Here is an 11,848-nt window from a genome sequence, read left to right as displayed (position 1 = left end):
TACCCCAAAGCAGTGAAGCGAGTCCGACAAAAAAGCCAATTACCGGCCGCTATCTTTGCCGAAAGCTGCCCCTATAGTCCCGAACAAATCCTCGATTCCGATTTTCTCCCCTGAAATTCCGGCAGATTTTTTCAAAAAAATCCTTGACAAATCCCCGCACTTGACAGATACTTATATATAGAATGGGAATCGGTGCCTGCCTGCGAACCCTCTTTTTTCAGGTTAGATAAGTATCTAAGCACAATTAATTACACATCTAAGCCACTACTCCGTCAGGCTTCTGCGGTGGTGAGCAAACAGAGAACTGAAAACTCAAATCCGATCCCTAATAGCTGTATCCCGTCTCCTGTATCCTGTATCCTGTATCCTGTATCCTGTCTCGACTAGGAAATTAATTTTGCACGACTACTTGAGCGTCAAAAAAATAAAAACCTGATAACCAGTCCCTAACTACCTATAAGCTTTTCATCCAATCACTAATCAACCGGTTAACCTCTGTGGGAATTTCATCGTGGGGACAATGACCGGCAGTTAGATAATATTCTGTCAGAGAAGGATAGTATTGACGGAATTTGGCCCCGCGTTCCCTAGTATTCATCCAAGGGTCCCCTTCACCCCATAACATCAACAGGGGACAACTTAACTTTTGCAGGAGAATATCCACATTTTCCCCCCGGGGAGATTTAAACACAGAAGCAAAAACTTTGGCTGCTCCCGCATCCAGGGAAGGACGACGGATATCTTCTATTAACTGCTCGGTAATGGCACTGCGATCGAGATATACTTTCTCTAGGGTTTTGCGGATAGTTTTGGGTTGACGGGTATAGAGAAATAAGAGATAACTGGCCCAAGGTTGCAGCAAGATCGATCGCAGTAATTTTTGTGCTAAATTAGGCTGACGATTGCTTTCTGTCTCGCTAAAGGGACCGGCACTATTGAGGAGAATTAATCCCCGAACATTCTCGGAATGATTAGCAGCCACACAGAGAGAAGCGTAACCCCCCAGAGAATTACCGGCTAAAACCGTCGGTTGGCCCACAACTTCCTTGATAAAATCGTTTAATTGTTGCTGCCAAAGACTGCCACTATAGACAATATCCGGTTTAGCTGATCTACCGAATCCTAACAGATCGATCGCCCATACCTCCCATTCTGAGGCTAAACCTTGCACATTTTTTCGCCAATGGTCGGTGGAAGCGCCAAAACCGTGGACTAATAGTAAAGGGGGTTTTCCCGCAACTCTAGTACCCGCTTGCACATAGTGTATCGAATGTCCTTGCCATTGCCAATTTTGCTTTATCGTCAGGGCAGCTGTATTCATCGGCTGTTTTGTTAAGTAATGTTAATAATTCTTAGTCTAACCGATTGGGAAACTGGAGACAAAGCTAGAGATTTTTGGCCAAACCCCTTGACTGAAAACGGGACTTGACATATACTCATATATATAATGGGAATCCATGCCTGCCTGCGAACCCTTCATTTTTGGGCAAATAACCCTAAAAAACACTCTCAAAAAAAATCTTGAGCGGGATTAATCTGCTGGTATTGGTGGCTAACCCCAGAGAATTACTCCTGAATCATCGGGACAGTTTTTTGCTAATTCTGATATAACAGCTATGAAGATTTTGACGATTTTACGGGGATTAATCGACGAAAATCCCTTAAGTCAGGCGGATCTAGAAGATTTACTAGAGATCGAATCCTTAAGTTTTCAGCAGACTAACCCTCTCATCCTACAGGAAAGGGCGGAACTACTAATGATTCTCTGGCCGCGAGTCTGGCAAAAATGTCAGGAGTTAGGGATAAATCAGCCAAATCAGATTTTGATCAGCTGTTGGCGCTTCTGGATTCCCTGGGCGCTACAGCTACGCAGCCACGCAAAACCGTTGATTCAAGGCATTTTGGCCCCTCAAGGCACGGGAAAGACCACCTTAACATCCATAATGTCGATTATTTTAGCCTATTTTGATTTAAAAGTAAATAATCTCTCTTTAGATGATATTTATAAGACCTATAATGAGCGAATAAAATTGCGTCAAAAGGATGAAAGATTGCGCTGGCGTGGTCCACCGGGTACTCATGATATAGCATTAGGAATTAAAGTTTTAGAACAGGTTTGTCAGCAAAAAAGTCCGATTTTAATCCCGCGGTTTGACAAGTCCCTGCATCAAGGACAAGGAGATAGAATTGCAGCGGAACAAGTGGAACGAGTTGATATTCTTTTTTTCGAGGGTTGGTTTGTGGGCATGAATCCAATAGAAGAAACAGTCTTTGATCATGCCCCCGATCCGATTAATAGCGAAGAAGACCGACAATTGGCCAGGGATAATAATCAAAGATTGCGAGAATATCTACCCCTCTGGTCAAAAATCGATCGCTTACTGATTCTTTATCCCCTTGACTACCGTTACAGTTTACAATGGCGACAGGCAGCCGAAACAAAAGGAGGTATGACCCCATCAGAAATCGAGGAATTTGTCAAGTATTTTTGGAAAAGTTTACATCCGCAATTATTTCTGCCACCCCTGCTCAAACAAGCGCATCTAGTGGTAGAAATTAATCGGGATCATAGTCTAGGAAAAATCAGTTATCAGTAATGAGGGCATTACTTTTATTTATTAGACATCTCCAAAAATTATAACCCAGTCACAGCTTGCCTTTAGTTTATGTACTAACTAAATAGTTCGAGAACTGGAATGTATATCGTTGCTAATTCAATTTCACTGAAAAAATCTGAGGCAATTAAAATAATTTTTATTCGGGTAGATTCCTTAACTAGAAAGACTTTTGGTCTTGAGATAATATGAGGTCGAGGTCTATTATATTCTCCCCGCTCCTGTCTCCTGTCTCCTGCCTCCTCTTTACCAACTGATAAAGCTTATGATTGAAGTCGAACATCTGAGTAAAATTTATGGTTCTACCGCGGCAATCAGTGACGTGGATTTTACCGTAGAAAAAGGAGAAATTCTCGGTTTTTTAGGACCAAATGGAGCGGGAAAAACCACGACCATGAGGATTTTATCCGGTTATATTCCCGCCACGACGGGAACAGCAAGGATAGCAGGATACGATGTGCATCAACAATCCTTAGAAGTGCGTCGTCGCATTGGTTATCTTCCTGAAAATCCCCCCTTGTATCCAGAGATGACCGTGGAAAGTTTTCTTGATTTTGTGGCGCGGATTAAAGGCATCTCATCGGGGGATAGAAAAGCGCGGGTAGATTTAGTTTTAGGTAAATGTCAGTTACTAGAAAAAAGAAAAGTTATTATCCGCAAGTTATCCAAAGGTTATAAACAGCGTGTGGGAATTGCCCAAGCGATTGTACACGATCCACCGGTAATTATTTTAGATGAACCGACAGTAGGATTGGATCCGAAACAGATTATCGAGGTGAGAAATCTAATTAAAAGTTTAGCGGGAGAACATACAATTATTCTCTCCACTCATATTTTACCAGAAGTGAGTATTACCTGCGATCGAGCGACAATTATTAATCGGGGTCGCATCGTAGCCAATAATATTACTACCGCTACCCCTGCTGGTTCCAGTTATGAAATTGAGATCGAAGGTGATAGGGATTCCCTGTTAGAAATCCTTCAACAAATGCCGCAAGTCGAGCAAGGGGCAAAAGTCGGCGATAATCTGCTCAAAATTGTTGGTCAAGCGGGGACAAACCTAGGGGCAGAACTTGCTAGAATAGTTGTCAACAATGGTTATAACCTATTAGAAATGCGTCGCACGCGTAAAACCCTAGAAGACATCTTTCTGGAAGTAATCGGCAGCGGGGAAAGTAACCAGCAAGAGGAGAGACATGATCAATAATATCTGGGCGATTTTTCGCAAGGAATTTCAAAGCTATTTTACCGCCGCCAATGCCTATATCATTATGGGGATATTTTGGTTAGTAGCAGGATTTTTCTTTAACTCCCTTCTCTACGGCATTATTCTCGATATTGGTATCCAAGAACAATCGGGATTTCTGGTAGCCAGAGATACGGTGTCTGAATTTATGACCACTTTCATCGGCATTATTTTATCCTCTTTATTGTTGGTAATTTTGCCAGCCCTGTCTATGGGATTATACGCAGAGGAAAAAAAACAGGGAACCCTAGAACTTTTAGCCACTTCTCCCCTGACTAATTGGAGTATAGCCATCGGTAAATTATTGGGAGTGTTAGCCTTTTTTACCGTGATGATTACCCCCCTCTGGATTTACGAAATAGTGGTTTTTAGTACCGCAGTTCCCCCAGTAAATATAGCCAGTATTTTACTAGCTCATCTAGGATTAATTTTACTGGCAGCGGCCATCCTAGCCATCGGGATGTTTATATCTTCCCTCACCAATAGTTCTATCCTTGCTTACATCATCACCTTTATCACCATCTTATTTATCTGGATACTGGATGTAATTGCTAACAATGCCGAAACCTTCTTTCGAGATCGCATCGGAGGAGAAGTGGGAGAACAGATCGGATTTTTCCTGAAAGAATTACTATCCCATCTATCTTGGTATCAACCCTTTAACAATTTCGTGCGGGGAATTTTTGACAGTAGTAGTTTAGTCATCCTCCTCAGTTATATTCTGCTGGGAATCTTCCTAACTACTCAAGCGATCGAAGCGGACCGTTATCAAAGAAACTAACTATGAGATCCTGGCAAAAATACGGTAAATTTCTCTATATACCCGCCCTATTTCTGGGTAGTGCCGGCTTAACCGTGGGGTTAATCTCCGGTCAATGGTCATCCCTCTCTCTGGGGTTATTAATTGCCGGAGCTATTTTGTTTCTAGGGTGGCTGTTGTTATTAGTAATCACTTCCAAAGACTTTTGGCAAAAAAGAAGTACCCGCACCGGCACTCAAACCCTCATTACTACTATTATTGTCCTCAGCGTTATTGGTTTAATTAACTTTCTCGCCCTCCGTTATCCCTATCGAGTTGATTTAACCGAAAACCAAATCTTTAGTTTATCCCCCCAAACCGAAAGACTATTAACCAATCTGTCAAAACCCGTCAAAGTCTGGATTTTTTCAACCCGGGGAATCAGTGGCAACGAAGAGGAACTTTTAGCCAATTATCAACGCAAAAATCCCCAATTTCAGTACGAGATAGTTAACCCAGAGAAAAAACCCAATATTGTCCAAGAATTTAAAAAACTAGCTGATGATAATCTGTCTAGAGTCTATCTACAGTATGGTGACAAAAAACAACCTCTAAAAACTATTAGTGAAGAGGAAAGTCTCACCGAAGCGAAACTGAGTAACGCCATCGAAACCGCTAAAACCGATCGCACTTTAACCGCTTACTTTCTGCAAGGTCATGGAGAAAATGCCATCAAAGAACCTCAAGGGGGTTTAGGACAAGCAGTCAATAGTTTAGAAGCAAAAGGTTATCAAGTAGAACCACTTAATCTAGTGGAACGTTCCACCATTCCCAATAATGCCGATGTCATTATTATTGCCAGTCCCAAAAGAAAAATATTTCCCCAGGAAGTCACCGCTTTAAAAAACTATCTTGAGCAAGGGGGCAAAATTTTATTAATGATTGACCCCCAAACCGAAACCGGATTAGAACCCTTATTAACCCCTTGGGGTGTGAAACTGGATAATCGGATTATTATTGATGCTTCCGGTGCCGGGGAAATTATCGGTTTAGGTCCGGCTAGTCCCATTATTACCAATTACGGTAATCATCCCATTACTCGCGATTTTGCTAACGGTATTTCTATCTTTCCCTTTGCTCGTCCCATCGCCACCGTTCCCGTGGAAGGAATTGAAGCCGTATCTTTAATGATTACTAATGATAAAATGTGGGCTGAGAGTGATTTAAATGATCAGAATCTCCAGTTTAACCCTGAAAAAGATTTAGCCGGCCCCTTTGATCTAGGAGTTGCCCTGACGGGAAAAAAAGGTAAATTAATCGTGATTGGTAATGCCAGCTTTGCCAGCGATGGACTGTTTGAACAACAGTTAAACGGAGATATATTTTTAAATTCTGTGCAGTGGTTAGCCAGTGGTGAAACAGCCACCTTATCTATCCGGGCCAAGGAACCAGAAAATAGAAGAATCAATTTAAATCCCCTGCAAGCTAACGCTATTTTTTGGATAGCGATGGTAGTGATGCCTTTAGTAGGATTTACCCTAGCTGGATTGACTTGGTGGCAACGTCGTTAATCGAGTTAGAATCTAGAAAAATCATCTCTCTTATTCCCCTAACTGCCATGACCACAACCCAAACCATCCCCCAATTGTTGACTTTTGATGACTATATCAATCAATATCCCGATGATGGACAACAATACGAATTAATCGCAGGAAAATTATTGCCCATGATGCGACCGATCGGAAAACACGAAGAAATTGGCGGATTTGTTTCTGGAACCCTATTCTTAGAGATAAATCGGCAGCAATTGCCCTATTTTATCCCTAATACTGCGGCAGTAAAACCCCTTCGACCCCATACAGGTTATCTACCCGATATTATTGTCTTAGACAGAGAAAATCTAGTTAACGATCCCTATTGGGAAACCGCTTCCTCAATTTCTCTGGCAACATCAGCTAAATTAATTATTGAAATTGTCAGTTCCAATTGGCGAGATGATTATCTGAAAAAATTCGACGACTACGAACAATTAGGAATTGCCGAATATTGGATTATCGATTATTTAGCCAAAGGTTCGGCCCGATATATCGGCAGCCCCAAAGAACCCACCATTTCTATCTATCAATTAATAGATGGAGAATATCAAGGTAATTTATTTAAACAGGATCAACGTCTTATTTCAGGGATTTTTCCAGAGTTAAACCTCACTGCTAATCAAATTTTTCGTGCTAGAGCTTAAAGAAAAACCCGTATTTTTAGATTAATTACTATTTTCCACCGTGGGAAGAGGAGAAGGTGATAAAACAGGAGGAGCGATCGGTTCAATTTTATCCTCATTAACCGGGGGATTAATCACCTCTGGAACAGGGGAAGGGGAAGGAGAAGGGGAAGGAAGGGGAGAAACTTGAGGACTTGGATCTGTTTCAGGAAGAGGAACAGGAATAGGAATTACTTCTTCTGGGGTGGGACTAGGAGTTAATTCTGGAGTCACTTCTGGACTAGGAATCACCTCTGGGGTAGGAGTCGGGGAGGGAGTAGGAGTCGGGGAATAAATGGGAGTCCGTTGACGAGAAGGTCGTCGGATAGGGGGAAAATCTTGGGAGGGAGGAGGAATGATTTCAGGACTAGGAGAAGGTTCAGGGGTTGGTAATGGTTCAATTTCCTCATTTTTGGGTAAAAGAGCCATAAATCCCCGATATCCTAGGGCAAAAGCCCCAATTGTCACCGCAAAAATCAGCAAAATCCACAGCCAAGGATTCTTTTTTTCCCCAGAATTGGGTTGAATAACCACAGTGGGGGAGACGGTTGGTTTTGGGGGTGTAGAGGACTTTAATCGGGGACTATGGGGAGAAACCGCGATAGTCGGTTGGGTGGACAAATCGGGGGATATTTCTGCCAAAGCTGCCAACATTTCCCTGGCAGTAGCAAACCGATCGCGGGGATGAAAACGGATCGCTCGATCGATTACCATAGCTAAATTAGGATTAACATTTTCTGCCTCCTGTCGCCAGAGAATTTCCCCCGTGCGCGAGTCAGTTTCTAGATATTGGGGAGTTTTTCCCGTTAATAAAAAAATCGCCGTTAAGCCTAGGCTGTAAAGGTCACTAGAAAAGACCGGTCTCCCGGCAGCCTGTTCCGAAGCCATATAACCGGGGGTGCCAAGGGCGATCGAATAGGCACTTTTTCCCGTAGGATCGAGTAAGGTGGCGACTGCCTCTTTCATTACCCCAAAATCGATTAAAACGGGCAAATTATCACTATTTCTTAAGATAATATTATCGGGTTTCACATCCCGGTGAATAATGCGGCGACTGTGAATAAAATCAAGAACAGGCAGTAAATTCTCCAAAATCGTCCGCACTGCTGAGGAGGATAAATTTCCCTGTCGTTGCTGTTTTTGGGTTAGTGTCTCCCCTTCAATCCACTCCTGCACCAGATAGAAGTGATTATCTTGGGCAAAATAACCGTATAAACGGGGTATTTGGCGATTTTGTTCCCCCAATTCCTCTAAAACGCTTGCTTCTTTCTGAAAACGTTCTTTTAACCATTCTGGCATCCCCTCACTTTGAATAGCCGGCTGCAATTTTTTAATCACACAGCGCCGTTGAGAAGGCATATTCGTATCGATAGCGATATAAGTTTCCCCAAATCCCCCCCTAGCAAGGATACTAACAATTTGGTAGCGATTGTTTAAAAGCACTAGATTCATTACCCTGAGAGTGCAAGCGTGGTCATAAATTGTTCCTAGACTAACATTCTTTCGTTAAGGAAAAAGTCAAGGGAAAAACTAGAATATCTCCTGCAAAAATCAAAAATCTTCCGTTAGGTAAGGAGACAGGATACAGGAGACAGGATACAGGAGGAGAAAAAAGGCAAGAGACAACTATTCTATCCATAAAACCTAAGATTATGTCGAATTTATCGGGGCTTTTAGATATTTTGACCGGATAGCGGCTCGATAACTTACCTTTGCAGGAGGTCTAGAGTCAAGTCTAAGGAATCCAGCGACGGATTTTCGTCCACAAAGGTGCATTATCTTGACTACTCATCTCCTGAAAACTTTGATAACAATCGTAGGCGCGATTAAGCTGGGCGGTGATTTCTGTCGCATTGGGATGGGAATTGCGATCGGGATGCCAATAACACAAGAGAGTTTTATAATTATTCTCAATCCGGCTAGTCGTGCTAAAAGGAGTAATCCCCAAAACTCGCCACCAAACGGGATTAGCGGACTCTATAATCATCACGGCCAAGGAACGGGGCGAAGGATAGAGAATTTGGGCGATTAATGACCAATCTGACCCATAACACCGCCGATAAACCGCTTTAACTCGCTCTTTTCCCAACTGTTCACAAGCTTGTAAATGCCATTGACGAAAATCCCTCCGCATCTGCTGATGAGTTCGCAAATCTCGCTGGGCAAATCTGCCCTCAGCTAGTTTATTAGTGCCAATAGTGTTAAAGTTACCATTAGCGATCGCTTTTAGATCCCAGTAAAGATGATAAAAAGGATCTTGACCCAAGGCGAGACTTTCCAGAATTTCCTTAGCGTAACCTCCAGCCGGATTTAACCGCAATAATTCCCCTAATTCCCGACAAAACTGCTCATTTTCGGGCATACCGCGCCATTGCCAATAGTTAACATCCGGTTTTGCCAGAGACTGCCTATATACACTGCGCCACACCTGCGGAACAGTACAGGCGATCGGGGTAGCCAAGGGAGTAGCCAGGGGACAAAATTGACCCTTTAAAGAGCTTTCAGGAGCATCTTCTAGTAAACAGGCAAGATGATAGGCGGGATGACTACGGGGCGTTTTTTGGGGGCTAATAAACCAAAAAGCCGTTAGAATGACAATTAAGTACAAGAGTAGAGAAAGAATTTGCTCCGCCATCGCAACTTTATAGTTAGTCTGCTCAGTTACCTGAAGAATTATAATTCGTGCTATGGTCGCTGAAAAGTTCTTTGTATCTCAGCTGATTGTCAGGAATCTACAAAACGGGGTGATATGTCGAAAGTTTCCCCATATCCTTACTCTGGTTATTCGGAAAGTTTCTGTATAATTAATAGTTAGATGGCTTAGGTTATAGGTTGGGGCATACTTGAAAAGTCTCTGTTCGAGTTCAAAAATTAAAGTGATCAGCACACCTGGAGCAATATGCTGCAATCAGAATCAAAAATTGCACTGCTAATTGATGCAGACAACGCCCCTGCATCAAAAATTGAGGCGATCATCTCTGAAATTGCAAAGTATGGAGTTGCCAATATTCGTAAGGCTTACGGAAACTGGAAAAGTCCTGCGCTGAAAGCTTGGGAGGAGTGTTTGCACGAATACGCTATTCGCCCCGTCCAACAGTTCGACTATACGAAGGGCAAAAATGCTACTGATGCTGCAATGATTATTGATGCAATGGATTTGCTGTATACACAACAGTTGGATGCTTTTGCAATCGTGTCGAGCGATTGTGACTTTACTCCTTTAGTGATGCGAATTTTGACAAATGGCTTAAAAGTCTATGGATTTGGCGAGAAGAAAACACCCTTGCCTTTTGTTTATGCGTGTTCAACATTTTTATACCTAGAAACTATTGATCAAGCAGTAAATTCTGAGGAGACTTCCAAAGTTTCTGCAAGTGTTAAGAAAACTGGTAAAGAGTTGAAGCAAGACACCAAATTAATCAGTTTATTGAGGGGCGCGGTTTCTAGCACTCTAGACGATGATGGTTGGTCGAATTTGGCAGAGATTGGCGGACACATAGCAAATCAGACATCTTTTGACCCACGCAACTACGGATATGCAAAGTTGAGTGGCCTGTTCGAGGCTATTGACTTATTCGAGATTCAGCGAAAAAATAAGGCAGTCTTCGTGAGGAGCAAGCAAAAGAATGGCACTACTCCAAAAACGTAGTGCAGATCTAGTAGGATGCGTTCCCTAATGTAAGTCCTACCGCTGCAGCGATCGATTTTGGGGAACACACCATGGTCATTGATTAAAGTAAATGATAATAAGCTAAAAACGTCTAGGCACAGGGACGGACGGGAGTGCGGTCGGATATAGACAAATATGGGGGCATTTTACCTTACTTTTTGGAGCCGTGATCTGTGGGCCATATGACATGATTAATAGAAGAAACAGGGAGGGTTCTTCGGTTTGTGCTATGCAATGGACGGAGTTATAAGGGATGAAACCCTTATAGAGAAGGACATTGATGCGATTTTTGTCAATTGTTTTCGAGCTAAAACAAACTAATCAATAGAACTCTTGCCAGATAAGGATTTAGTCGATTTATGCCCCCCTATCGAACCATACCAAGTAACGAAGAGCCACAGGGAGTAAAGAGCATGACTACCTATCAAGATGTTCGCCGGCAAGTTGAGAATCTCACCCCAGACGAGCAACTTCGCTTATTAAAAGAGTTAGCTGTAATGGTACGTCGCCCTATGCTTGTTAAGCCCAAGCATAGCATTATGGAACTAGAAGGACTAGGAAAAGAAATCTGGAATGGACTTGATGCTCAAGAGTACGTTAATCAGGAACGTGCCTCATGGAATGGCTGATGCAACTACAAGGTCAAGTTGTGGGGTTGGATACCGCACCACTCATTTACCTGATGGAGCAAAATCAGGCATATTTAGGGCTTGTGCGTGCCTTTTTTGGGGCGCTAAGTCGAGGCGAGTTTCAAGTTGTTACCTCTACGTTGACGCTGACGGAAGTTTTGGTGCATCCATTACGCTCAGGTAATGTAGAACTTGCCTGCCAGTATCGTGATATTCTTCTTGATCAAGAAAACTTAATTAGGGTTTGCTGAAAAAGTTTGTTGGTGGGGTTAGGAGTCAGTAGCCGGTCGTCAGTAGCCGGTCGTCGGGAGTTTCAGGCTTTGTTGCCCTCTCTTTTTTGTACCAACTGATGTACTACAATAAGGATAATGCCAGGTTTTTGATGGTCCCAATCCGATTTTCGCAGCATGAACATCGGATTTTAACAGGTCAAAAGCCTTATTTTAAAAGGGTTTTACCATTATTCAGCAAACCCTAATTACTGTACCTATTTCCCTTGAGATTGCCGAAGTTGCCGCCCAGTTAAGAGCAAGACAAAACTTGCGAACTCCGGTTCTTCGTTACTTGGTATGGTTCGATAGGGGGGCATAAATCGACTAAATCCTTATCTGGCAAGAGACTTAATTGATTAGTTCGCTCTAGAGCAAAAACAATTGACAAAAATCGCATCAATGTCCTTCTCTATAAGGGTT

At 42.7% G+C, this 11,848-nt stretch carries 13 protein-coding genes and 1 pseudogene; 10 read left to right on the top strand and 4 right to left on the bottom strand.

All coding sequences use genetic code 11. The features are described from left to right. A partial coding sequence (locus PX482_RS01385; RefSeq protein ID WP_353852422.1) for a DUF29 family protein occupies nucleotides 1-114 on the top strand: 114 nt, incomplete at its 5' end. 340 nt (nucleotides 115-454) lie between these two features. Here PX482_RS01385 and PX482_RS01380 read toward each other — a convergent pair. Next, nucleotides 455-1,321 (bottom strand): alpha/beta fold hydrolase, encoded by an 867-nt coding sequence (locus tag PX482_RS01380; protein ID WP_288121990.1) that lies wholly within the window; start codon nucleotides 1,319-1,321, stop codon nucleotides 455-457. Nucleotides 1,322-1,616: 295 nt separating this feature from the next. Here PX482_RS01380 and PX482_RS01375 point away from each other — a divergent pair, with 295 nt between their 5' ends. The 5 genes from PX482_RS01375 (at nucleotide 1,617) to PX482_RS01355 (ending at nucleotide 6,839) form a co-directional block, all read left to right on the top strand. Next, nucleotides 1,617-2,597: a hypothetical protein gene (locus tag PX482_RS01375; RefSeq protein WP_002757418.1), complete on the top strand. Its 981-nt coding sequence runs from the start codon at nucleotides 1,617-1,619 to the stop codon at nucleotides 2,595-2,597. Nucleotides 2,598-2,880: 283 nt separating this feature from the next. After that, nucleotides 2,881-3,822, top strand: a complete 942-nt coding sequence (locus PX482_RS01370) for an ABC transporter ATP-binding protein (RefSeq protein ID WP_002757417.1) — start codon at nucleotides 2,881-2,883, stop codon at nucleotides 3,820-3,822. Beyond that, nucleotides 3,812-4,642, top strand: coding sequence for an ABC transporter permease (locus PX482_RS01365; RefSeq protein WP_002757415.1), 831 nt, complete (start codon nucleotides 3,812-3,814; stop codon nucleotides 4,640-4,642). The genes PX482_RS01370 and PX482_RS01365 overlap by 11 nt, the downstream gene beginning before the upstream one ends. Before the next feature lie 2 nt (nucleotides 4,643-4,644). Then, nucleotides 4,645-6,171 (top strand): GldG family protein, encoded by a 1,527-nt coding sequence (locus tag PX482_RS01360; RefSeq protein ID WP_288121988.1) that lies wholly within the window; start codon nucleotides 4,645-4,647, stop codon nucleotides 6,169-6,171. Between the two features lie 47 nt (nucleotides 6,172-6,218). Further along, entirely contained in the window at nucleotides 6,219-6,839 is a 621-nt protein-coding gene (locus tag PX482_RS01355) for a Uma2 family endonuclease (protein WP_002757411.1), read from the top strand. A 21-nt stretch (nucleotides 6,840-6,860) separates the two neighbouring features. Here PX482_RS01355 and PX482_RS01350 read toward each other — a convergent pair whose 3' ends face one another. Then, complete coding sequence (locus PX482_RS01350; protein ID WP_002757409.1) at nucleotides 6,861-8,309, bottom strand: serine/threonine-protein kinase; 1,449 nt, start codon at nucleotides 8,307-8,309, stop codon at nucleotides 6,861-6,863. 283 nt (nucleotides 8,310-8,592) lie between these two features. After that, nucleotides 8,593-9,492: a J domain-containing protein gene (locus PX482_RS01345; RefSeq protein ID WP_288096463.1), complete on the bottom strand. Its 900-nt coding sequence runs from the start codon at nucleotides 9,490-9,492 to the stop codon at nucleotides 8,593-8,595. 264 nt (nucleotides 9,493-9,756) lie between these two features. Between PX482_RS01345 and PX482_RS01340 the strand changes: the two genes are divergently transcribed. The 4 genes and pseudogenes from PX482_RS01340 (at nucleotide 9,757) to PX482_RS01330 (ending at nucleotide 11,407) form a co-directional block, all read left to right on the top strand. Further along, entirely contained in the window at nucleotides 9,757-10,506 is a 750-nt protein-coding gene (locus tag PX482_RS01340; protein ID WP_002757405.1) for an NYN domain-containing protein, read from the top strand. Nucleotides 10,507-10,749: 243 nt separating this feature from the next. Continuing rightward, a pseudogene (locus PX482_RS27980) lies at nucleotides 10,750-10,935 on the top strand (hypothetical protein). A 5-nt stretch (nucleotides 10,936-10,940) separates the two neighbouring features. Beyond that, entirely contained in the window at nucleotides 10,941-11,156 is a 216-nt protein-coding gene (locus PX482_RS01335) for a hypothetical protein (RefSeq protein ID WP_002746864.1), read from the top strand. Next, a complete protein-coding gene (locus PX482_RS01330; RefSeq protein ID WP_002757403.1) occupies nucleotides 11,144-11,407 on the top strand; it encodes a type II toxin-antitoxin system VapC family toxin in 264 nt (87 codons plus the stop codon). Before PX482_RS01335 ends, PX482_RS01330 begins: the two co-directional genes overlap by 13 nt. Before the next feature lie 271 nt (nucleotides 11,408-11,678). Here the strand turns inward: PX482_RS01330 and PX482_RS01325 are convergent, their stop codons facing one another. Then, nucleotides 11,679-11,816, bottom strand: coding sequence for a hypothetical protein (locus PX482_RS01325; RefSeq protein ID WP_288027647.1), 138 nt, complete (start codon nucleotides 11,814-11,816; stop codon nucleotides 11,679-11,681). Between the last annotated feature and the right edge of the window lie 32 nt (nucleotides 11,817-11,848).

The organism is Microcystis sp. M53602_WE12 (genome assembly GCF_030065455.1).
GTDB classification, from domain to species: Bacteria; Cyanobacteriota; Cyanobacteriia; order Cyanobacteriales; family Microcystaceae; genus Microcystis; species Microcystis aeruginosa.
The sequence above is the reverse complement of the archived record's forward strand: the minus strand, read 5'-3'. Positions and strand labels throughout refer to the sequence as shown.

Excerpts from the sequence above, each read along its gene's own strand:
- PX482_RS01340 (WP_002757405.1), top strand. The coding sequence starts at position 9,757 with ATGCTGCAATCAGAATCAAAAATTGCACTGCTAATTGATGCAGACAAC.
- PX482_RS01375 (WP_002757418.1), top strand. The coding sequence starts at position 1,617 with ATGAAGATTTTGACGATTTTACGGGGATTAATCGACGAAAATCCCTTA.
- PX482_RS01355 (WP_002757411.1), top strand. The coding sequence starts at position 6,219 with ATGACCACAACCCAAACCATCCCCCAATTGTTGACTTTTGATGACTAT.
- PX482_RS01335 (WP_002746864.1), top strand. The coding sequence starts at position 10,941 with ATGACTACCTATCAAGATGTTCGCCGGCAAGTTGAGAATCTCACCCCA.
- PX482_RS01345 (WP_288096463.1), bottom strand. The coding sequence starts at position 9,492 with ATGGCGGAGCAAATTCTTTCTCTACTCTTGTACTTAATTGTCATTCTA.
- PX482_RS01350 (WP_002757409.1), bottom strand. The coding sequence starts at position 8,309 with ATGAATCTAGTGCTTTTAAACAATCGCTACCAAATTGTTAGTATCCTT.
- PX482_RS01380 (WP_288121990.1), bottom strand. The coding sequence starts at position 1,321 with ATGAATACAGCTGCCCTGACGATAAAGCAAAATTGGCAATGGCAAGGA.
- PX482_RS01330 (WP_002757403.1), top strand. The coding sequence starts at position 11,144 with ATGGAATGGCTGATGCAACTACAAGGTCAAGTTGTGGGGTTGGATACC.
- PX482_RS01370 (WP_002757417.1), top strand. The coding sequence starts at position 2,881 with ATGATTGAAGTCGAACATCTGAGTAAAATTTATGGTTCTACCGCGGCA.
- PX482_RS01360 (WP_288121988.1), top strand. The coding sequence starts at position 4,645 with ATGAGATCCTGGCAAAAATACGGTAAATTTCTCTATATACCCGCCCTA.
- PX482_RS01365 (WP_002757415.1), top strand. The coding sequence starts at position 3,812 with ATGATCAATAATATCTGGGCGATTTTTCGCAAGGAATTTCAAAGCTAT.